Source organism: Streptomyces sp. NPDC050085 (genome assembly GCF_044460595.1).
In the GTDB taxonomy this organism is placed as follows: Bacteria; Actinomycetota; Actinomycetes; order Streptomycetales; family Streptomycetaceae; genus Streptomyces.
Genome location: NZ_JBITJZ010000001.1, coordinates 1,769,555 through 1,792,315 on the forward strand (window position 1 = coordinate 1,769,555; position 22,761 = coordinate 1,792,315).

12 protein-coding genes are annotated in these 22,761 nt (G+C 68.2%); 7 read left to right on the forward strand and 5 right to left on the reverse strand.

Annotated elements, in window-relative coordinates; genetic code table 11:
* Positions 1-39: 39 nt before the first annotated feature.
* The 5 genes from pglX to ACIBUY_RS07670 all read left to right on the forward strand — a co-directional run bounded on the left by pglX (position 40) and on the right by ACIBUY_RS07670 (position 14,320).
* The gene (gene pglX, locus ACIBUY_RS07650) at positions 40-3,774 is read left to right on the forward strand and encodes a BREX-2 system adenine-specific DNA-methyltransferase PglX (protein ID WP_399152081.1); all 3,735 of its coding nucleotides are present in this window, start codon (positions 40-42) and stop codon (positions 3,772-3,774) included.
* 27 nt (positions 3,775-3,801) lie between these two features.
* Positions 3,802-7,704, forward strand: a complete 3,903-nt coding sequence (locus ACIBUY_RS07655) for a phage resistance protein (protein ID WP_399152082.1) — start codon at positions 3,802-3,804, stop codon at positions 7,702-7,704.
* The gene (gene pglZ, locus ACIBUY_RS07660) at positions 7,704-10,595 is read left to right on the forward strand and encodes a BREX-2 system phosphatase PglZ (RefSeq protein ID WP_399152083.1); all 2,892 of its coding nucleotides are present in this window, start codon (positions 7,704-7,706) and stop codon (positions 10,593-10,595) included. The genes ACIBUY_RS07655 and pglZ overlap by 1 nt, the downstream gene beginning before the upstream one ends.
* Positions 10,596-10,716: 121 nt before the next feature.
* Entirely contained in the window at positions 10,717-12,069 is a 1,353-nt protein-coding gene (brxD, locus tag ACIBUY_RS07665) for a BREX system ATP-binding protein BrxD (protein WP_399152084.1), read from the forward strand.
* A gap of 94 nt (positions 12,070-12,163) precedes the next feature.
* A complete protein-coding gene (locus ACIBUY_RS07670) occupies positions 12,164-14,320 on the forward strand; it encodes a DEAD/DEAH box helicase (RefSeq protein ID WP_399152085.1) in 2,157 nt (718 codons plus the stop codon).
* Between the two features lie 49 nt (positions 14,321-14,369).
* Here ACIBUY_RS07670 and ACIBUY_RS07675 read toward each other — a convergent pair whose 3' ends face one another.
* The 5 genes from ACIBUY_RS07675 to ACIBUY_RS07695 all read right to left on the reverse strand — a co-directional run bounded on the left by ACIBUY_RS07675 (position 14,370) and on the right by ACIBUY_RS07695 (position 21,156).
* Complete coding sequence (locus ACIBUY_RS07675) at positions 14,370-15,689, reverse strand: hypothetical protein (protein WP_399152086.1); 1,320 nt, start codon at positions 15,687-15,689, stop codon at positions 14,370-14,372.
* A complete protein-coding gene (locus ACIBUY_RS07680; RefSeq protein ID WP_399152087.1) occupies positions 15,686-16,474 on the reverse strand; it encodes a hypothetical protein in 789 nt (262 codons plus the stop codon). Before ACIBUY_RS07680 ends, ACIBUY_RS07675 begins: the two co-directional genes overlap by 4 nt.
* Before the next feature lie 400 nt (positions 16,475-16,874).
* Positions 16,875-18,203: a class I SAM-dependent RNA methyltransferase gene (locus tag ACIBUY_RS07685; protein ID WP_399152088.1), complete on the reverse strand. Its 1,329-nt coding sequence runs from the start codon at positions 18,201-18,203 to the stop codon at positions 16,875-16,877.
* Between the two features lie 117 nt (positions 18,204-18,320).
* On the reverse strand, positions 18,321-20,366 hold the full coding sequence (locus ACIBUY_RS07690; RefSeq protein ID WP_365566532.1) for an APC family permease: 2,046 nt from the start codon (positions 20,364-20,366) through the stop codon (positions 18,321-18,323).
* A gap of 58 nt (positions 20,367-20,424) precedes the next feature.
* Positions 20,425-21,156: a lytic transglycosylase domain-containing protein gene (locus ACIBUY_RS07695; protein ID WP_399152089.1), complete on the reverse strand. Its 732-nt coding sequence runs from the start codon at positions 21,154-21,156 to the stop codon at positions 20,425-20,427.
* Between the two features lie 257 nt (positions 21,157-21,413).
* Here ACIBUY_RS07695 and ACIBUY_RS07700 point away from each other — a divergent pair, with 257 nt between their 5' ends.
* Entirely contained in the window at positions 21,414-22,082 is a 669-nt protein-coding gene (locus tag ACIBUY_RS07700; protein ID WP_365566534.1) for a TrkA family potassium uptake protein, read from the forward strand.
* A complete protein-coding gene (locus ACIBUY_RS07705) occupies positions 22,082-22,753 on the forward strand; it encodes a TrkA family potassium uptake protein (protein ID WP_164558793.1) in 672 nt (223 codons plus the stop codon). The genes ACIBUY_RS07700 and ACIBUY_RS07705 overlap by 1 nt, the downstream gene beginning before the upstream one ends.
* The last annotated feature ends 8 nt before the right edge of the window (positions 22,754-22,761 follow it).

Consider the following 22,761-nt stretch of genomic DNA (forward strand, 5'->3'; position numbering starts at 1 on the left):
CCTTGTTTGTTCCGTATCACTTCACTTCGGGAGCCGTTCGTGATCGACCGCAAGAGCCTCCTCGCCGATCTGCAGAAGCAGGTCAAGGCAGCGGAGAGCGATCTTGAGCAGCAGGTCAAGGCCGTCCCCGAGGTTGGGACGAAACTGCGCGGCGAGTACGACACAGCCCGGAAGCTGGGGCGCACGGCGGCCACCTGGAACGCGTGGTTGGGCGAGCGGGTCACGCAGGTGGCGGTGGCCTGGGTGCTCGGCACGGTCTTCGTCCGGTTCAGCGAGGACAACGGGCTGATCCCAGAGCCGTACATCACGGCCCCGGATGTAGAGGGCCGGGAGGTCGCGCAGGCACGGTACGACGAGTACCTGGAGAAGGACGCCGACCCCACGTACCGAGGGTGGCTGGAGACCGCGTTCGAGGAGCTGGGCGCGGGGCAGGCCGGGCGACTGCTCTTCGATCCAGACCACAATCCGCTGTTCCAGATTCCGCTGTCGCATGATGGTGCCGGGGCGCTGTTGGCGTTTTGGCGAGAGCAGCGGGTGGAGGCGGGCGACGGGGAGGACGGCGCGGCTGACCATGTGCTGGTGCACGACTTCCGTGACCCGCTGAGTGAGGACGGTACGGAGGGTTGGGACACCCGCTTCCTGGGTGACCTGTATGAATACCTCAGCCAGGCCGCTCGGGACACGTACGCGCTCCGGCAGACTCCCGAGTTTGTGGAGGAGTTCATCCTCGACCGGACGATGACGCCGGCGTTGCAGGAGTTCGGTTTCGCCGAACTGAAGATGATCGATCCGACCTGCGGGTCGGGGCACTTCGTGCTTGGGGCGTTTCGGCGGCTGCTACGGATGTGGGCCGAGAAGCGGCCGGAAGCCGACGCGTACGAGCGAGTGCGAGCGGCGCTGGAGTCGGTGCACGGGGTGGACCTCAACCCGTTCGCGGTAGCGGTGGCCCGATTCCGGCTGCTGGTCGCGGCAATGGCGGCAAGCGAGATCAGGACGTTCGCGGGAGCGCGGGCATACGACTGGCCGATTCAGCTGGCAGTAGGCGACTCTCTCATCAAGGATCGGCAGTTGGAGCTCCAGCTCGGAATCGGGGATGAGCAGACTGGGGACCCACTGGCCGAGTTCTCGTACGCGACGGAGGACGTGCACGAGTACGAGCGGATCTTGGAACCCGGCCGATACCACGTAGTGGTTGGTAACCCTCCGTATATCACGGTCAAGGACAAGAACCTGAATCAGCTATACCGGGAATTGTATGACGCGTGCGCTGGGACGTACGCGCTGTCGGTTCCGTTCGCACAGAGATTCTTCGAGCTCGCTAAGCGAGGCACGCCCGACAGTGGCGGCTACGGCACCGTCGGCCAGATCACGGCAAGTTCCTTCATGAAGCGTGAATTCGGCGCGAGGCTCATCGAGGAATTTTTCGCCCACAAGGTCGAGCTCACTGAAGTCATTGACACATCAGGCGCATACATCCCCGGTCATGGAACACCAACCGTAATCCTGGTGGGACGGCCGAGAAGCGGGTCGAACCGGCAGATGACAGTTCGGACGGTGCGTAGCGTACAGGGGGAGCCGTCAGCTCCAATCAAGGCAGAAGACGGCCTAGTCTGGCGGGCAATTTCCGAACAAATCGATTCGCCAGGGTCGACAAGCCAGTGGGTGGCAGTTGACGACCTGGACCGTCATGAGAATTTTGCGCTGCACCCTTGGATCCTGAGCGCAGGCGGCCTAGAGATCGCCACTTCTCTCGCAGCCAACAAAGTGAAGCTCCAGGCCGTCACGCAACGTATTGGCTACACAGGCCAAACAAACGCCGACAGCATGATGCTTACCACGCCAATCAGCTGGCGACGGCGAGGAGGAGAAGCAGAGCTCGGCCGCACTGTCGTGCTAGGCGACGAATTGCGCGATTGGGTACATACCGAGGAAACCTTCGCATTCTTTCCATACAAGGAACAGAATGGGAAGTTTGAACTAGTCACCTTGAACCCTACGTCCGCCGCGTACAGGTGGATGTGGGCTGGACGCACCACCCTAGGAAACCGCGCAACTTTCTCGAAAGGAACCTATTTTTCAGACGGCCGCCCTTGGTATGAATGGCACCAAGTAACCTCGAGCCCCAAGAGCCACCCTTGGTCGATCTGCTACGCGTTCGTAGCCACACACAATCACTTCGTACTAAATCGCGACAGTAAGGTATTCAAGCAATCGGCCTTGATCCTCAAGCTGCCTCAAAGCGCGACTGAAAGCGACCACCTGAACCTTCTCGGCCTTCTAAACAGTTCCACGGTATGCATGTGGTTGAAGATGGTTAGCCACAACATGGGAAGCACAGTGGACTCTTTGGGCGCACGACAATCTACGTTGCCGTTCGAAGATTTTTACCAGTTTAACGGGGCCAAGGTTGGCGAGCTTTCTCTCCCGATCCATTATCCCACGGCGCTTGCGGCCGAGTTGGACTCTCTAGCACAGCAGCTTTCAAAGGCAACGCCAGTTGCGCTCGCAGGTACAGCCGTCCCCACTGCCGCTGCTCTCCGTGACGCCGAGACTCTCTACGCCTCCACCCGCGCCCGCATGATTGCCCTCCAGGAGGAACTGGACTGGCAGGTCTACTCCCTCTACAACCTGCACTCCGAGGACCTCCGCCTCCACGAGGTCAAGACCGACCCCTCCGCCGCCCTCGACTCCGGCGCCGTCCCCGAACTCGCCCTTGGCCAGCGCGCCTTCGAGATCCTGCTCGCGCGCCGCCTCGCCGCCGGGGAGGCCAGCGACGAGTGGTTCAAGCGCCACGGATCCACCCCCCTCACCGAGATCCCCGCCCACTGGCCCGACGACTACCGCGCCCTCGTGCAGAAGCGCATCGACGCCATCGAGTCCAACCGTGCCATCGGCATGGTCGAGCGCCCCGAGTACAAGCGGCGCTGGGCCACCGAGGGCTGGGACGCCATGCGGCAGAAGGCCCTGCGCGCCTGGCTCCTCGACCGGATCGAGGACCGCTCGTACTGGTTCGATGAGCAGGGCAATCCGACCGTCACCACGCTCCCCCGGCTCACCGAAAGCCTCTCCACGGACGAGGACTTCACCGCCGTCGCGGAGCTGTACGCGCCCCGGCAGGACCTCGCCAAGACCGTGCGCGAGCTGCTCGCCGAGGAGCACGTCCCGTTCGTCGCCGCCCTCCGCTACAAGCCCGCCGGGCTGAAGAAGCGCGCCGACTGGGAACATGTATGGGGCCTTCAGCGAGAGGAGGACGCAGCGCCCGACGAGCCTGCCAAGCGGAAGATCCGCGAGCGCACCCCCGTACCGCCGAAGTACACCTCGGCCGACTTCCTCAAGCCGAGTTACTGGCGGGCGCGCGGCAAACTGGACGTGCCCAAGGAACGGTTCGTGTCGTACGGGACGGTCAACGCGCAGTCGCCGGAGCTGTACGGGTGGGCCGGCTGGGACCACCTCGAACAGGCCCTGGCACTCGCCTCGTACGTCCAGACCGCCGGCCTGAACGAAGACGACCTCCTCCCCTACCTCGCCGGGCTTCTTGAGCTTCAGCCCTGGCTCGACCAGTGGTACAGCGAGTACGACCCGGAGTTCGGAGCCTCGCCCGCAACGGAGATCCTCGCGTTCCGGCAGCAGAAGCAGGGTGAACTCGGGCTGACCGACGACGCCTTGCGCGACTGGCGTCCGCCCGCCGCCACGCGTGGGCGCGGCGCCGCGAAGAAGGCCGCACCCAAGCAGCAGGCCGCGCAGACCACCATCCCCGCCGCCGAATCCGACTGATCAGGGCCAGGAGCAAAGAGACCCACCATGGCGTTCATGAGCAGGCAAGCCCCCCGCCCCGAGGACCGTCCGCTGCTGCGCGAGCTGATCGACATCCCGGAGTCGGTGTCGACCTCCGACTTCGTGCTGAAGCTCAGCGAGGCGGTTACCCCCGTGGGCGCCAAGGCGGCGCTGAAGGACTATGTCGTAACCGACCGCCTCGTCGGCAACTTCACCCAAGCTCTCGACCTCATCAAGGCAGCACAGGACAGCCACTCCTCCAAGGCCGCATACCTGCACGGTTCCTTCGGTTCCGGTAAGTCGCACTTCATGGCGGTGCTGTACGCCCTGCTCTCCGGAAACTCGGCCGCCCGCGCTCGCAGGGAGCTCGATCCCGTCCGTGCCCAGCACTCCTGGCTGGACGCCGACGGTCGGAAGTTCCTCTTGGTGCCGTACCACATGCTGGGCGCCAAGTCCCTTGAGCAGCGGGTGCTCGGGCGGTACGTGGAGCACGTACGCAAGTTGGATCCGAACTGCCCGCTGCCGCAGGTCTATCTGACCGAGGGGCTCTTCGAAGACTTCGACCAGCTGCGTCGGCGGAACGGTGACGGCTGGGTGATCGCGCAGCTCGCCGACGCCGGGGACGGTGACGGCGAGGACGAGTGGGGCGAGTCGTTCGCATGGACCACCGAACTCCTCGACACCGCGGTGAGCGCACCCGAGGAGCACGAGAACACCAAGCAGCTCGATCTCGGCAATCCCTCTACGCCGCGTGAGCTGCGGGCCCGACTCGTACAGGATCTGACGCAGACCCTGTTTCCCTCCTTCGCCCGGTCCGCGTCCGAGGACGCCGATGGGTTCGTATCCCTGGATAAGGGGCTCGGCATCATCGCCGCGCACGCGAAGTCGATGGGCTACGACGGACTTGTCCTGTTCCTGGACGAGTTGATTCTCTGGCTGGCCTCCCGTATCCACGACCAGAAGTTCGTCTCCCGTGAAGCCGACAAGATTGCGAACTTTGTCGAAGGCGCTGACGAGCGGCGAGCCATTCCGGTCGTATCGTTCATCGCCCGCCAGCGCGACCTTCGTGAGCTGGTCGGAGAGGAGATGTCGGGAGCGGCCGAAGCTGCCGTTCAGGACAGCCTGCGACACAGCGGCAGCGGACGCTTCGACAAGATCGTCCTGGAGGACCGCAACCTGCCGCAGATCGCCCGCGCCCGCGTGCTGCGGCCCCTGAGCGATGAGGCCGAGGCCAAGATCGAGGCTGCGTTCGCCGACGCCAAGAAACTCGGGCCGGACATCTGGGACACCCTCCTCGGGCACGACAAGTCGACGACCGGCGCGGACGAGGACGCGTTCCGCAAGACATATCCGTTCCCGCCGGCGTTCATGGACACGCTGGTGCACATCTCCTCAGCGCTGCAGCGGTCCCGTACCGGTCTGAAGCTCATGAGCCAACTGCTCGTCGACCACCGGGACGAGTGGCGGCTCGGTCAGCTCGTACCGCTCGGGGATCTCTATCCGGCGATCGCGGGTGGCGGCGACAAGGCGTTCAGCGGCGAGACGCATGTGCACTTCGAGGCCGCCGACAAGCTGTACCGGGACAAGCTGCGCCCGTACCTGCTCAGGACCAACCAGGTCACCGAGGACCAGGTGGAGGCGTACCGGCGCGATCCGGCGAGCCTGGGCGATCCTCAACTGACCGCACGCTGCCGTGACTTCACTGGTGACATCCGGCTCCTACAGACGCTGCTGCTGTCCGCACTCGCACCGAGCGTACCCGCGCTCGCCGATCTCACCCTGGCCCGACTGAACGCACTCAACCACGGCTCCATCACCACCCGTATCGCAGGTACCGAGGTCGGCCGCCTTGAGCAGAAGGCCAAGGAATGGGCGGCGACCTTCCCCGAGATAAAGGTCGTCGGCACCGGTCCCGGTGCGGTGGTTCGCCTCGAACTCACCGGTGTCGATCTGGACGCGGTGCTCGCCAATGCCCAGGTGCACAACAACCAGGCCAGTCGGCGGGCCAAGATGCGGGCCCTGCTCAAGGACGCGCTCGGCGTCAGTGACGGGCCTGGCGGCTTTGACCCGTACGACGTACTCGACCTGGTGTGGAAAGGCACCGAACGGCAAGTCGAGGTGGTGTTCGGCAATGTCGCCGACGCCGACTCCCTGCCCGAGTCGACGCTACGGCCCAGCCAGGACGACGCTTGGCGGCTCGTCGTCGACTTCCCTTACGACGAGGGCGAGTTCGGGCCGATGGACGACGTCCAGCGGCTGCGTGCGCTGCGCGAGAAGCCAGGGGGCGAGGGCCGCACCCTGGCCTGGTTGCCCACGCATCTGACGGACGCGACGCGCGGCGACTTCGAACGTCTGGTCGTCATCGACAAGGCCCTCGCCGACGACGCCCGCTTCGACTCCGAGTACGCGCGCAGCCTCGGCGCCGACGACAAGGCTCGCGCCAAGTCCATGCTGGCCTCGCAGCTCGACATCCTCACCGAGCGGGTCCACCAGGCCCTGCGGCAGGCGTACGGCCTTGCGCAGAAGCAGGAAGGGGTCGTCGACCTCAGCTTCGACACGCATCTGGTGGCCCAGCAGGAGGTGGCCGAGCTGCGGCTGCCGCTCGGTGCGGCCCTGGATGTGGCCGCCCGGGAGCTCGCCGGGAAGCTGCTCGGCCACCAGTTCCCGGCGCACCCCGATCTGGACCCGGAGAACACCGGGAAGCCCGTCAAGGCAGCCGAGATCCGAACGGTTTTCGGGTACGTGCGCAAGGCCGCCGAGCACCGTGACGGACAGGTGGAGGTCGAAGCCAAGGACCGCAAGGTCATGGGCAGGATCGCCGGTGGGCTCGGGCTCGGTGTGATGCGGGAGGCGTACTACCGGCAGGCGAGCCTGTGGGCCGACCATTTCACCGCGCAGGCGCGACGGGACTCCGTCGCCGAGCCGACGCTGGTCCGGCTCTCCGACTGGAGTGACCTTCCCCAGCCGCGTGGGCTGCCCGAGCCGCTGCGCAGACTGCTGGCCGCCGCGTACGCGGAGATGACCGACCGAGTGTGGGTGCGCGGCGGGGTGCCGGTGGAGCCCGCGCCCGCGCCGCACGAGCTGAAGCCGGAGTTCGCGCTCCGCGAGCAGCCGCGGCCGGACGACGGCGACTGGGAGCGGGCGCGCGAGCGTTTCGAGACAGTGTTCGGCGGTGTTGCGCCGCAGCAGAACCGCGGCCGGATCGTGAACCAGTTCGCGGGGCAGATCAGGCAGGCCGCGAGCGGCCTCGCGCAGGACGCCGGCCGTCTTGTCACCGAGCTGGAGAAGCACCGCGCCTTCCTGCAGCTGACCGACGACTCGCCGCGGCTCGTCCTGGCACGGCAAGCCCAGGAGCTGCTGCGGCAGGTCACCGAGACGGGCGTCGAGGCCAAGTCCGTCGTGGAGCGGCTCGCCCGCTTCGATCTCGGCGACTACACCGCGCAGCGGTACGGGATGTCCCTCAAGAGCGCCGGGAAGGTCGCCGGAGCACTGCAGAACACCAGTTGGGACCATCTCGGCCTGGCCTCCACCACGGGAGTGGAAGGCGAGGCAGTTCTGACGCGGATGCGGGAGGCCGCTTCCGGTGACCCGGGGGATTATCCCGACCTGCCCGGAGTGCTGAGCGCCTGCGGCAAGGAAGTGGTGGCCCTACTGAGGTCCCGTCAGGCTCCGCCGCCGCCCGCTCCCCCCGTCTCGACGACGCCAAGCTCCGAGGACGTCGATCTGGGCGGCGGCTCCGCCCATCCCCAGGTGCTGCCCGAACCGCCGGCCCAGCCTGGGCCGAGCGCGGGGGCGCGTTCCATTGCCCGGAGTGGCGGCGGACGGACCACTGCGTCCCGCGCCGCGGCCGAACTCCAGGCGGAGATCGCGGCGCTCGCGGCCGATCATCCGGACGCTGTCGTGGAGGTCGTCTGGAAGGTCGTGGACTGATGACGCCCATCACCGCGACCTCCACCGCCTCCACCGCGGCCCCTCTACCGGCGGGTCTGGCCCGGCTGTCGGCGGGGACCGTCCGCCAGTACCTGGCCGCCCGTAGCCGGCTCGGCGACGGCGCGGTCCGTGTCCTGTTGCTGCGCGCCGCTCCCATCTGGGACGCGCCCGCCATCCAGCGCACGGCGGGTGGCCTGCACGCCCGAGTGTCTGTCGCACCGTCCGTACTGGCCGTGCACGAGCTGATCCTGGAGCACCTGGACCACCCGGCTGACGGGGCGCCGCCCGATCCGCGGGTCCTGGTCGTGCTTACCGACTGCGAGGACACCGAGCTTGATCCCGGCCTGCTGGCCCGGGTCTACGGCGGCCGGATCCGTTCCGTGGACAACTGGGAGGTCGTACGGGAGGCGTTCGACGCCCGCGTGATCGACGGGCGGCTGCGTGCGGAGAGCTGGGCTGCCGAGGCACTAGTGGACGCCGCCGCCACCCGACGCTGGCCCTCGCTCGGCAAGGGGCTGCTCTCCCGTGACGAAGCGCTGACTCGACTGGCCAGGCGCCGCCTGCGGCTGACCCGCGACGACACCGACGCCCTGGGTGCCCCGGCCGCGCTCGACGACAGCGACCGCGTCGACGCCGTCGCGCTGCTGCGCTGGACGCTCACCCCCGGCGGCCCCGGCCTGTTGCGCGAGCTGCGCGGACCGGAACGCGCCGGCCTCGCCGCCTTCCTCGGCGAACCCGAGCAAGCCGGTTCGGCGGGCCGGATCATCACCGCGCTCCTGGAGGCCGAGCACGGGGTGGACGCGGCGGCGTACGCGGTGGTGTGCGCAGCCCTGTGGGAACACGCCACCGCCGATCAGGACACCTACCGGGCACGCGGGCGCGCCGAACGGTGGCTGGGCGAGCAGCCGCCCGCCCAGGGCGACGACCTTGACCGGCTGGTGACGTCCTTCGCACGCAGCGGCGAGGCGTACGTACGCGGTCTGCTGGAACGGGGCGAGTATCGCCTGGCCGACCCTGTGCTGAACCGGGCCGGGCAGCTGGTCGTCCAGTTCGGTGCGCAGCGTGCCGCGGCGGCCAGCCCGCTGCTCATGTCCGGCCTCGACACGCGTTTCACTGCGGCAGGGCACGCACTCGCCGCAGGCAGCGCTGAGAAGATCACCGGTGCTCTCGCCGTGCTGGCAGAGCACGCGCTCGCCGATGCCGACACCACCCCTGCCCGTATCGAGCGCGTCCGGATGGCGGCCCGGTTGCAGCGATGGATCGCTTCCCAACCCACGAACGAGATCCCGTCCGTGGCCGAGGGGATCGCGCGGCAAATCCGTGAACTCGGCTGGGTGGACCGGGCGTTGGAACACCTGGAAGCGGGCGGCGACACGGACCCCGTGCTCGCCGACGCGTACAGTCGGCTTGGCGAACAGGTCCGGTCCAAGCGCCGCACCTTGGACCGCGCCTTCTCCGAGCGGCTTGCGGTGTGGACGGCGGACGGCACCGCCCCCCGCACCATGCTCACCGTGGAGAGCTTCCTGGAGCGCGTGGTCGCCCCCATAGTCGCCTCGCCAGAGCATCGAGTCCTGCTGCTCCTAGTGGACGGGATGAGCGCGGCGATCGCCGCCGAACTCGGCGAGGAGCTGCGCGCCCACTGGTCAGAGTTCGATCCACTGCCCGAGCCGGGCGGCACGCCGACCCGTCGGGCGGTGGCCGCGGCGTTGCCCACGCTTACCACCGTTTCGCGTACCTCGCTGTTCGCTGGCGCGCTAATGAAGGGCGACCAAGGCGACGAGAAGCGGCTCTTCCCTCAACACGCTTGCTGGAAGGGTGCCCCTGCCCAGGTGTTCCACAAAGACGATCTGCGCGGCCCGGACACCGGATCGCCGTTCTCCACTGCCCTGAGTGAGGCCCTGGCAGACGAGCGCACACATGTCGCGGTGGTCCTGAACACCGTGGACGACCGGCTCGGCAAAGAACAAAAGCTGGGCGACGGCGCCTGGCGGATCAAGGAGATTAGCGGTCTGGAATCACTCCTGCGGGCCGCTCGAGCGGGCGGCATGACCGTCCTGATCACCTCAGACCACGGACACGTGATCGAACGGCGCGGCAACCGGGCCGATGCCCCCGCAGGCACCGTCGCCTCGGCACGCCACCGCCTGCCCGGTGAACCGCTCGCCCCGTCCGAGGTGGAACTGTCCGGCCCACGGGTGGTCTGGCCCGAACCCGGTGCGCGCATCGTCGCACTGCGCGACCACGACGCCCGCTACACAGCGATGAAAGCCGGCTACCACGGCGGAGCCACCCTCGCAGAATTCGCCATCCCCCTGCTCGCTCTCCTGCCGTTCGGCGCCGAACCGCCAACAGACTGGTTGGAGTTGGGGGAGCCGGCCCCCGCGTGGTGGGGTACGCAGACCAGTGCCGCACCCTCGGCAGTCGCAAGCGACGCGGGAACTGTCGAAATTCCTGGAGCCGCATCGCGCCGCAAACAGACGACCAAGCAGACGAAGAAGGCCGCCGCCTCGGCCGAACCGACCCTGGCTCTCTTCGAAGAGCAGCAGGCGACGCCGCCCGCCCCCCAGGGCCCGGACTCTGGCGACCCGGCTACCACCCTGGTGGAACGTCTGATGGCCACCGAGCTGTATGCGGCGCAACTGGACATGCTGGCCCGTAAGTCCATGGCCAAGGGCGCTCAGCCCGCGTTGGTCGCACTTGTCGAAGCGGGCACCCTGCCGATGACCGCCCTGGCGGAGCGTGCCGGCCAACCGGTCGGCCGCGCACGTGGGTTCGCCACGACACTGGCCCAGCTCCTCAACTACGACGGCGCCCAAATCCTGGAGATCCTGCCTGACAACCGCACGCTGCGTCTGCACCGGGACCAGCTGATCGAACAGTTCGGGCTGTGAGATTCGGGATGTGTGGCTGCCGGAGGACGCGGTCTCGCACGCGTGAGCAGGGCCACCGCCGCAGCTCGGCTCAGCTCGAACACCGGCCACCACAGCCGCGACCGAATGGGACACTGTCCAGGTGAACGCCGATCGATCTTCAGCACCCAGTGCCGGTCCCCAGGTCGGCGCGGTGCGACGCCGGGCCGTGGTGGACGCACTGCGGCGCGGCGCCGTCCCCGAGAGCGGCCTGGACCTGCTCGCCACCGGCCTCAACCGTTTCGAGCGGGCCGTCGACGAGGAACTGGATACGGTTGCCGCCGGCGGCTCGGTCTTCAAGGCGGTGCGCGGCGAGTACGGGTCCGGCAAGACCTTCTTCACTCGCTGGCTCGGCGAGCGTGCCAAACGCCGCACCTTCGCCGTGGCCGAGGTGCAGGTGTCCGAGACCGAGACCCCGCTGCACAAGCTGGAGACCGTCTACCGACGCCTCACCGAGCGCCTGACCACGTCGAGTTTCCCGCCCAGCGCCCTGCGCCCGGTTATCGACGCCTGGTTCTATGCGCTGGAAGAGGACGCGCTCGCCGACGGCGTAGCAGAGAGCGAACTACCCGAGGCAGTGGACCGACTGCTCACCGCCCGCCTGGCCGAGGTCTCCCGGCACGCCCCGGCCTTCGCCACCGCCCTGCGCGGCTACCAGCAGTCCCTGGAGGCCGGTGACGAGGCCACCGCCGCCGCAGTGCTGTCCTGGCTCGGCGGCCAGCCGCACGTCGCCGCGTCCGCCAGGCGCAGCGCCGGCGTCCGCGGCGACCTCGACCACTTCGGCGCCTTCGGCTTCCTACAGGGCCTGCTCACTGTCCTGAGGGACGCCGGACACGCAGGTCTCGTCATCGTCTTGGACGAGGTGGAGACCTTGCAACGAGTCCGCTCCGACGCCCGCGACAAGGCCCTCAATGCGCTGCGGCAGCTCATCGACGAGGTCCACTCCGGCCGCTTCCCCGGCCTGTACCTGATCATCACCGGCACCCCCGCCTTTTACGACGGGCAGCAGGGCGTACAACGGCTCGCGCCGCTCGCCCAACGCCTGGCCACCGACTTCACCACGGATCCCCGATTCGACAACCCTCGGGCCGTACAGATCCGGCTGCCGGGATTCACCGAGCAATCCCTAACCGGCCTTGGCGCCACGATCCGCGACCTGTACGCCGAAGGTTCCCAGGCCCCCGACCGGATCAAGCAGCTCGCCGACGACGCCTACCTCGCCGACCTGGCACGAGCCGTGGGCGGCGCACTCGGCGGAAAGGTCGGAGTCGCCCCACGTCTGTTCCTGAAGAAGCTGGTCGGCGACGTCCTGGACCGCATCGACCAGTTCGACGACTTCGACCCACGTACGCACTACCAGCTGACGGTGGGCAGCGGTGACCTCACCCCCACCGAGCGGAACTACGCCGCACCAGCACCGGCCGCCTCCGCAGACGATCTCGACCTGGAGATCTGAGGAGCCGGCGCTCCGCTCGGAACTCCGCGAGCAGACCGCCAGAGCCTCATCTCCGCAACCCCGAACTCCGTAGACCAGCACAGGAGTCACCAGCGTGCAGGAGCAGCCTCGCGGAACCGATCCGTTGGACCGCCTCGACCCGGTGGTCCTGCACCACATCGTCAACACACTTGGCTGGCCCGACCTGCGACCCTTGCAGAAGGCCGCCGTACATCCGCTGATGGACGGTGAGGACGCGATCCTCCTCGCGCCGACCGCAGGCGGAAAGACCGAAGCCGCCACCTTCCCGATGCTCTCCACAATGCGCGAGAAGCACTGGACCGGCACCTCTGTGCTCTACCTCGCGCCCCTCAAGGCCCTCCTGAACAACCTGCTACACCGCGTCGACAGCTACGCCCAGTGGCTGGGACGCCGAGCCGCCCTGTGGCATGGCGACACCCCTGAATCCGTACGCCGTCGCATCCGCACCGAATCCCCCGACTTCCTGCTCACCACGCCGGAGTCACTGGAAGCGATGCTGATCAGCGTCAAAACCGACCACGTACACATGCTCGGCAGCGTCCGGGCCGTCATCGTCGACGAAGTACACGCCTTCGCCGGGGACGATCGAGGATGGCACCTGCTCGCCGTCCTCGAACGTCTGGAGCGACTCGCCAGCCACCGCATCCAGCGCATCGGCCTCTCGGCGACTGTCGGAAACCCCGATGCCCTCCTCACCTGGCTCCAAGGCGCGACCCCGGCCATACGGCAAGGCCGCGTCGTCGCGCCGGGAGTCACGCTGCCCGCCACCCCGAACGCCCCGAGCGCTACCGACCTCCCGCGCCCTGCAGGGGAAGTGGAGCTCGACTACGTGGGCTCGCTCGGAAACGCGGCCAAGGTGATCTCCGCCCTGCACCAAGGCGAGAAACGGCTCGTCTTCTGCGACTCTCGCAAGCAGGTGGAAGAACTCGGCGCGGCCCTACGCGCCCGCGATGTAACCGTCTTCCTCTCCCACGCCTCCCTCTCCACCGACGAACGCGCCCGCTCCGAGCAGGCGTTCGCCGAAGCGAGAGACTGCGTCATCGTTTCCACCTCCACCCTGGAACTCGGTATCGACGTCGGCGACCTCGACCGCGTTGTCCAGATCGACGCACCAGGGAGCGTGGCCTCCTTTCTCCAGCGCATCGGCCGCACCGGACGACGCGCTGGAACCTCCCGCAACTGCCTGTTCCTCGCCACCCGCCCCGACACACTGCTCCAAGCAGCCGGCCTGCTGTCCCTGTGGGCCCGCGGCTGGGTGGAACCCGTCACCCCGCCGCCCTCACCGCGCCACCTCGTCGCCCAGCAGCTCCTCGCCGTCGCCCTGCAAGAACATCGCATCGGTGATCGGCTGTGGCCCGAGCAGTGGAACGGCCTCGCTCCCTTCGATCGCTCCGCCGCCCCGCTCCTGTCCCATCTGCTTTCCGAGGGCTTCCTCGACAGTGACGGCGGCATGCTCTTCATCGGGCCCGAAGCCGAAAAGCACTTTGGCCGACGCCACTTCATGGAACTGACGGCTTCGTTCACTGCGCCCCCCGAATTCACGGTCCTCGCCGGACGCACCGAGATCGGTACGACCGACCCCTCCGTCCTCACCGAGGAACGTCAGGGCCCACGCCGCCTGCTCTTGGCGGGCCGCAGCTGGCAAGTCACCTTCATCGACTGGGCACGGCGACGCGCCTTCGTCGAACCCGTCGAGGACGGCGGCGTCGCCAAATGGCAAGGCAGCGAAGCACGCGGCCTGTCGTACGCCCTGACCCGCGCCATGCGCGACGTCCTGCTCGGCACGGACCCCGAAGTCAAACTCACCCGCCGTGCCACGACCACCCTCGCCGAACTCCGCACGGACCGCGCGCCCCACGAAGTACACCCGGCCGGCACCTTGCTGGTGCGCGACGCGGACGCAACCCGCTGGTGGACCTGGGCCGGCTACCGCGCCAACGCCACCCTCGCATCGTCCCTGGGCAACCTCGCCGACCCGGTACAACGCCCCACCGACACCCACGTCCGGCTCCGTCAGGACCTTTCCGCCACGGACTGGAAGGCTGCCCGCGCCGAACTTCCCGACTCCCTCACACTGCCCACCGTCGACCCTCGCGCCGTGCGCGGCCTGAAGTTCTCGGTGGCTCTGCCGCCGAGAATCGCCACATCCACTCTCGCCGAACGTCTAGCCGACTTCGACGGCGCCTTGGCTGTGGCCCGCGAGCCCGTACGCGTCGAATGGCCCGCCTGACCAGGGCAGTATGAGTGAGGGCAGATCGCACGAGGCGCCCCAGCACTCACTACGCCACGTCGGCGTCCGTCGTGCCCACGAATGGCAGCAGCCGGGCAAGCTCGCCCCTCCCACGCCTGATCAGATCGAAGGCAGCTACAGGATCCATCGCCGATGGCAACGGCGTATCGGTGACCAGATCAGTCAGGGTGTACGGACCGAGCAGCCATCGCTGCAGTGCACGCCAGTCCGCGCCCCGGGCGAAGGGGAGATCGTCGACCCAAGGGTCCGTCTCGTACTGGGTACCATCAGCGCCATTGGCATGAAGCAGTCCGGAACGACGCACCAAACAGGGAAAGCACACACCGCAGTTGGCGATCGGCGGTCCGCCACTTCGCCGGGTGGGCGGCTTGCCACAGCTCAGTGTGGTTTCCAGATCGGACCGTGTGAGACCGGAATCCCTTCCCATCGCGCACACCTCGCCCTTCGTCAGCTGCGCCCAGGGATTGATCACTCTCACCGCGCCGCTGCGCTCGCCAATGGCACCGACCACGGCATTCAGGTGAGCAAGCGTCCGCGGGTGAACGGAGCGCGTGGAGCAGGCAGCCGAACGAGCAGGGGTTAAAGGCGGGTTGAGAGCAAGCTGGCCATTCTCAGGTATGTGGACTGTGGCCACGCCATGTGCGGCGGCAGCACGTATCGCACCCGCCGCATACAACAAGCCGCGAGTGCGGGAAGAGGTTTCAAGCCTGAGCCCAGATCCGTCACCCCTTGGGGTCTGGCTCATCTGCAGAAGCGTCACAGGTCGTGATTCACTCAGTTCTTCGACGGCCCTATACACCCGCTTCTGCAGGCGCAGCAGTCCGATTTCGCGGAACATCACCAGAAGGAGCGGACGCGAGTCGGAAGCCCGCGAGCGTGCCGCAGCCCAGCTGACGGAGTCCAAGCCCCCGGAGAACAAGGCGACTTCTGACGCACGCGGAGCGTCGGGGAAAATCATCGCGTCGCTGACCTGATGACCCGTGAGCGGTCGAAACTCAATGTTCCACAGATCCCCCGTGAGGATCTGGAGCAGCCCGACAAGCTGGTGGTGGACCGCCTTGCTGTCCCATCGCTCGTACTCCGAGACAGGCACAGACAGGTGGATGTGTCGCATCCACCTGTCTCCTGCTCCGGTGCGGCGTACGTACTTGTCCGCAATGAACGCGGCCCGAGCAATTCGGAGGAGATCCTCGGCCCAGTCGGGAACCGGGCCGGGCAGACGGTGGCGACCATGAGTACGGTGCTCGTCCTCCTGGAAGGCGTCTTCACCGATATCCGCCCAGCGGCCGTCGAGAGGCCGATCGCGGTGGTGGCCCCGCCACCACAGAAGATGCTCGGACGACGTCATGCCGCGGCTCCCCCTTCGCCGACGACTTCATCAGTGATCAACCCGAGCACCCTGCCAACGGCCTTCGGAACCAACCCCTCGGCAACCTTGGACAGCACGGCGGACGGATCCTCCGCAGCACCTACAACCGATTGCGCGGTGTCCACGGCTTCTGCAAGTTCCGCTGCCTCGACGGACTCCTCGCACGGGTTCGGCACAAGATCCACCAGCCTCTCCGCGACCCAGTCGGCGATCCTGCCTTCCGGATCGGTTGCGACGAGCACCGGTACGGCCAGCTTCACGTGCTCGGCGACAACTGACCGGAGAAATTCCCCCACCATGTCGGCGAAGAACACTTGATAGAGATCGCAGAGTATGTCCCAGGCGAAGCCGCCCCCTGCTGATGCCGCCTCCATGGCGTCGTCCAGCTCAGGGTGTCGGCCTCGAACATCACGGACGGCCTCGGCCACTCCCCTTCGCACTGCGGCGTCAGCCAAAGTGCCTCCGCCACCGCCGACCTCCGAGACGAGACGGGCAAGGAGTTCACCCTCCGACTGGGCGCCGTCCACAGCCAAGGAACCCAGCGCTCCGGCGAGCCGCTCACCAGCCGCACACGCCGTGTCGTACAGACCGAAAGCTGACCGGTCATCACGGAGCGTCTCATGCAGCGCGCGTAAGTGATCCGCAGCGATTTCCTCCAGCCGCTGGTCCGCATTGCGCGATTCGTCATCCCACCGTGCAAGACGTCTCGCAGCGGAACTCCATCTACCGCCGTTGGGCCCTTTCCACCGCGTCGATGTGCCCACGACGCCCCCTTCGCCGACGCGCCCCCGCCGCTTTCAGACATGGCATCAGACGCGCGGAATCCCAGGTAGAGCGGGACTCGGCCAGAGTGGCTCATATGGTCGGCGGAGCACAGGCCGCTACGGTCAGGTCATGCGGCTCACACGTGCCACAGCCTTGACGCCAACGGACGCCGAAGCCGCCAGCACCGCGGCAGAGCCGCCCACAGCTCGCAGATCTCACCAAGGGTCGGTAAAGCCCAGTTCCTTGCAGACCTAATCCGACCCGGCGTCACCTGCACGGAAGGTCACCTGACATCCCATCAGAACGAGCGTCAAATGAGCGTCACGAGCGTCATTCCAGCGTCAAGATATCGCCCGTAACGCCCACACCGCACATAACGCGCACCGGAAAAACAGCAAGTCAGGAGCCCTTAGTGACCGGCTCAAGGATCGCGACGCACTCCACATGATGCGTCATCGGAAAAAGATCGAACGCCCGCAGCATCCGCACCCGGTACCCGCCCTCCCGGAAGTACCCCAAGTCCCGCGCCAGCGCCGCCGGATCGCACGCCACGTACGCGATGCGCCGCGCGCCCAGCGTCGCCAGGTGGGCGACCGTCTTCTTGCCGGCGCCCGCGCGCGGCGGGTCGAGGACGATCAGGTCGACCTCGGTGATGCCGGTGCGCGGCAGGACCGAATCGACCTTGCCCTGTTCGATGCGGACGCGGTCGAAGGAGGCCAGGTTGTGGCGGGCGTCCTCGACGGCGCGCTTGCCGGACTCGATGCCGAGCACCGCGCCCTTCTCGCCGACGCGGTCCGCGAGCGCGCCCGCGAACAGGCCGACGCCGCAGTACAGGTCGAGGGCCGTGTCCCCCTTGCGCGGGAGCAGGCCCTGCATGACGGCGCGCATGAGCGTGTCCGCCGCCTTCGGGTGGACCTGCCAGAAACCGCCGCTGCCGACGCGGTACGTACGGTCGTCGGCGCGCTCGCGCACGAAGGCGCGGCCGTGGACGCGGTGGACGCCGCCGTCCTTCTCGTCGACCCGCATCACCGACACCGGCTTGTCCAGCTCGACGAGGGGCAGGCGGGCGCCGGGCTTGGGCTCCAGGATCACCATGCGGTCCTGGGACCCGCTCGCCGCGATCGCGTCGACGGACGCCATGCCGGACCAGTCGCGCTCCTCGATGCCCAGCTCGGACACGCCCGCGGCGGCGATCATGCAGTGCTCGACCGGCTCGACCTCGTGGGAGCGGTGGCGGCGCAGGCCCGCGTTGCCGTCGGCGTCCACGGCGTACTGGACGCGCGTGCGCCACTGGGGCACCTCGCCCGCCGGCAGCTTGTCGCCCTCGGCCGGTACGACCGTGCCGTCCCAGCCGGCCTCCTCGGGCGTGAGGCCCGCGAGCCGCTGCAACTGCTCGGCGATGACCTCGCCCTTCATGCGGCGCTGCGCGCCCGGCTTCGCGTGCTGCCAGTCGCAGCCGCCGCAGCGGCCGGGGCCGGAGTACGGGCACGGGGCCTCGACGCGGTCCTTGGACGCGTCCAGGACCTGCACGGCGTCGGCGCGCAGGAAGCGCGCGCCTTCCTCGCCCTCCGTGACCCGCGCCAGGACCCGCTCGCCGGGCAGCGTGTGCCGGACGAAGAGGACCTGGCCCTCGGCCGTACGCGCGATGCAGTGACCGCCGTGCGCGACGGGCCCGACCTCGACCTCGTACTCCTCCCCCACCAGTGACTTCTTCGGTTCTGCCTGCATGGCGGGAGCTCCAGTACGTAAGGGGAGGCCGCAAAGGAAAAGCGGCCGGACAACAGCCCACCAGTCTACGTGGCTGTCGTCCGGCCGCTCACCACGAGTCGGCCGTCGAGGACGCGGCTACTTGGAGCTCGGCTCCTTGGACCGCTTCTCCACCGGTCCGCGGCGCACCGCACCCGGCGCGCTCCACTCGGAGCGCCTGCGGGCCCGCTTCTTGGCGGCCTCGGAGGACTCCAGCTGGTAGGGAACGGACGTCACCATGATCCCCGGGGTGAAGAGCAGGCGGCCCTTCAGGCGCAGGGCGCTCTGGTTGTGCAGCAGGTGCTCGTACCAGTGGCCGACCACGTACTCGGGGATGATCACGCTGACGGCGTCGCGCGGCGACTCCCGGCGCAGGTTCTTCACGTACTCGATGATCGGCCGGGTGATCTCCCGGTAGGGAGAGTCGAGGACCTTGAGCGGGACGTCGATGCCCCGACGCTCCCACTCCTCCCTCAATGCCTTCGTCTCGGCCGGATCCACATTGACGCTCAATGCCTCGAGCGTGTCCGTACGCATCAACTTGGCGTACGCCAGCGCCCGCAGCGTCGGGCGGTGGATCTTCGAGACGAGCACGAGCGAGTGGACGCGCGACGGGCGCACGCTGTCGTCGGACGGCGTCTCGGGCGCGGCGATCTCCTCGGCGACCCGGTCGTAGTGCTTACGGATCGCGGTCATCGTCGCGTAGAAGATGCACATGCCGAGCAGCGCGACCCAGGCGCCGTGCGTGAACTTCGTGACCAGGACGACCACGAGGACCAGGCCGGTGAAGAAGGCGCCGAACGCGTTGATCGCGCGGGAGCGGATCATGCGGCGCCGCTTCTCGGCGTCGCGCTCCGCGCGCAGGTGGCGGTTCCAGTGCCGGACCATGCCGGTCTGGCTGAGCGTGAAGGACACGAACACGCCGACGATGTACAGCTGGATCAGGCGGGTCGAGTCCGCGCCGTAGATGACGACGAGCAGCATGGCGGCCCCGGCGAGGAGCACGATGCCGTTGGAGAACGCGAGGCGGTCGCCGCGGGTGTGCAGCTGGCGCGGCAGGTAGCGGTCCTGCGCGAGGATCGAGCCGAGCAGCGGGAAGCCGTTGTACGCCGTGTTCGCGGCGAGGAAGAGGACCAGCGCCGTGGCCGCCGCCAGGATGATGAACAGGAAGCTGCCCTTGCCGAAGACGGCCTCGGCGACCTGCGAGATGACCGGGTTCTGGACGTAGCCGGTGCCGACCGCGATGCCGTTGTGGATCAGGTCGGTCGCCGGGTTCTCGGCCATGCGGACCTTGGTCGCCATGGCGAGGCCGATGATGCCGCAGAACATGGTGACGGCGAGCGCGCCCATGAGGGCGAGCGTGGACGCCGCGTTCTTCGACTTCGGCTTGCGGAACGCCGGTACGCCGTTGGAGATCGCCTCGACACCGGTGAGCGCCGCACAGCCGGAGGAGAAGGCGCGCAGCAGCAGGAAGACGAGCGCGAAGCCCGCGAGGCCCTGGTGCTCGGCCTTGATGTGGTAGTCGGCGGTGGGAGCCTTCATGGTGTCGTCGAGGACGATCCCGCGGAAGGCGCCCCAGGCGATCATGATGAAGACGCCCGCGACGAACACGTACGTCGGAATGGCGAAGAGCTTGCCGGACTCCTTCACGCCGCGCAGGTTCATCAGCGTCAGCAGGACGATGACCACGCACGCGCAGAGCACCTTGTGCTCGACCACGAACGGGACCGCGGAGCCGAGGTTCTCGATGCCGGACGCGATGGAGACGGCGACGGTGAGGACGTAGTCGACGAGCAGGGCGCTGGCGACGGTGAGCCCGGCCTTCGGGCCGAGGTTGGTGTTGGCCACCTCGTAGTCGCCGCCACCGCTCGGGTAGGCGTGCACGTTCTGCCGGTACGAGGCGACGACCGTGAACATCAGCACGACGACCGCGACCGCGATCCAGGGGCTGAAGTGGTACGCCGACACGCCCGCGATGGACAGGACCAGCAGCACCTCGCCGGGCGCGTACGCGACGGAGGAGAGCGGGTCGGAGGCGAAAACGGGGAGTGCGATGCGCTTCGGCAGGAGCGTTTCTCCCAGCCGGTCACTGCGCAGTGCGCGCCCGATCAAGATCCGTTTGGGCACGTCGGTCAGTTTGGACACGCAGAGGATCGTAAGCGTTCGAACGGGGGGCGGCACACCCACCACCCCGAATCTCCACTCAGGCCACCGCCCGGCCGGCCTTCGCCCAGTTCTCGTGCAGCCGGTCGAGATAGGAACGGGCCTGGCTGCCGGGGCTCGCGCCACGGGCGAAGGCCAGCATGTTCCCGGCGCCCGTGTTGTAGCCGAGGGCCAGCAGTTCTTCCCTGTCGAAGGGGCCCGGCCAGTGCGCCGGAAGCTGTGCGTCCAGGTCGTGCAGGTGCCAGGCGGCGGCCTCGATGGCGAGGTCCCGGTCGTCGGGCAGTTCGTCCCAGCGACGGTGGGCGAAGTCACGTCCGCTCCGGGTCTCCTCGAACGCGGCCCGATGCATGTTCGCGATGCCGAAGGCCGCTTCCGGCTTGTATCTCTGCCAGGCCCGCTCGAGCGCGGGGTCGTGCGGTTTGTACGCCTCGTTGTAGAGGATCGCCATCACCAACCGGGCACTGACACCGGCCTGTTGGGCCCGGGCCTTCACCTGGGGCGCGTAGTCGGCGGGGTCGTAGCCGCCGCCCGTGGTGCGGGACGGGGAGGGGGCCGCCTTCGTGGACGGGGGTGACGGGGGTGACGGGGGTGACGGGGGTGACGGGAGTGACGGGGGCGCCGACGAGGCCTTGGCCGAAGGCGCGTGCGAGGGCGTCGTCCGCTCCCCGCCCGCCTGCGAGGGTGACGGGCCCCCGCGGGACAGCACGCCCCACACCACCACCGCCGCCACGACCGCGGCGAGCCACCCCCACCGCGTACGCCGACCGGCCACGCCCGCCCTCCTCGCACCCGCAGGTTCCGTGGCCGCCAGTCTAGGAAGCCCGGGACAGGGGGCGCGGGAGCGATCTAGGGGCCGACGCGAAGGACGAGTTCGAGCACATTGCCGATACGGTGGTCTTGACGCGGGCCATACGGGGCCCGCATCGTGCCCGAGATCGAGCCGCACGGGCTGGACCGAGCCGCGAGAGAGAGACATGAGCAGGACGTTTACGCAGGTCAGTGGGCCTATGAGGAGTGCGGGGTAAGACCGTGCATATCGTGATCATGGGCTGTGGCCGAGTAGGGTCCCAGCTTGCCCAGACCCTGGAGCAGCAGGGTCACACGGTCGCCGTGGTCGACCAGGACCCCACGGCCTTCCGCCGTCTGGGCTCCGGGTTCGGCGGCCGCCGTGTCACCGGGGTCGGCTTCGACCAGGACACCCTGCGCGAGGCCGGCATCGAGGAGGCGGGCGCCTTCGCCGCCGTCTCCAGCGGTGACAACTCGAACATCATCGCCGCCCGCGTGGCCCGCGAGATGTTCGGGATCGAGAACGTGGCGGCGCGGATCTACGACCCCCGCCGCGCCGAGGTCTACCAGCGCCTGGGCATCCCGACGGTCGCCACGGTCCGCTGGACCGCCGACCAGATGCTGCGCCGCCTGCTGCCGTCCGGCGCGGAGCCGCTGTGGCGCGACCCCACCGGGGGCGTCCAGCTGGCCGAGGTGCACGCGTCGGAGGCCTGGGTGGGCCACAAGATCAGCCGCCTGCAGGAGGAGACGGGCGTCCGCGTCGCGTTCCTCACCCGGCTCGGCGAGTCGATGCTGCCGACGTCGCAGACGGTGCTGCAGGAAGGCGACCTGGTCCACGTGATGATGCGGACGGACGAGGTCGAGAAGGTCGAGGCGGCGTTCGCCGAAGGCCCCGAGGAAGGCGGTCACTGATGAGGGTCGCCATTGCCGGAGCCGGAGCGGTCGGCCGCTCGATCGCGGGCGAGCTCCTGGAGAACGGTCACGAGGTCCTGCTCGTCGACAAGGCGCCGACGGCCATCTCGGTCGAGCGCGTCCCGCAGGCGGAGTGGCTGCTCGCCGACGCCTGTGAGATCACGTCCCTGGACGAAGCGGCGCTGCAGCGCTGCAACGTGGTCATCGCGGCCACCGGCGACGACAAGGTCAACCTGGTCGTCTCCCTGCTCGCGAAGACCGAGTACGGGGTCCCGCGGGTCGTCGCCCGCGTCAACAACCCCAAGAACGAATGGCTGTTCAACGAGTCGTGGGGCGTGGACGTCGCCGTCTCGACCCCCCGTCTCATGTCGGCCCTGGTCGAAGAGGCGGTCAGCGTCGGCGACCTGGTGCGCCTGCTCCGCTTCAGCCACGGCGACGCGAACCTGGTCGAGCTGACGCTCCCGCCGGAGTCGGCCCTGGCCGGCACGCGCGTGGGCGACGTCCAGTGGCCGCAGGACACGTCCCTGGTCACGATCATCCGCGGCACCCGCGTCCTGGCCCCCAGCCAGGAGGACTCCCTGGAGGCGGGCGACGAGCTCCTGTTCGTCGCAGCGCAGGCGCGCGAGGAGCAGCTGGAGGACCTGCTGTCGGTCCGGCGCGAGGACGCGTAGAAGAGCAA

Bases quoted from the DNA above. Each gene is read 5' to 3' on its own strand.
- ACIBUY_RS07655 (WP_399152082.1), top strand. From the start codon at position 3,802: ATGGCGTTCATGAGCAGGCAAGCCCCCCGCCCCGAGGACCGTCCGCTG.
- pglZ (WP_399152083.1), top strand. From the start codon at position 7,704: ATGACGCCCATCACCGCGACCTCCACCGCCTCCACCGCGGCCCCTCTA.
- ACIBUY_RS07675 (WP_399152086.1), bottom strand. From the start codon at position 15,689: ATGACGTCGTCCGAGCATCTTCTGTGGTGGCGGGGCCACCACCGCGAT.
- ACIBUY_RS07685 (WP_399152088.1), bottom strand. From the start codon at position 18,203: ATGCAGGCAGAACCGAAGAAGTCACTGGTGGGGGAGGAGTACGAGGTC.
- ACIBUY_RS07705 (WP_164558793.1), top strand. From the start codon at position 22,082: ATGAGGGTCGCCATTGCCGGAGCCGGAGCGGTCGGCCGCTCGATCGCG.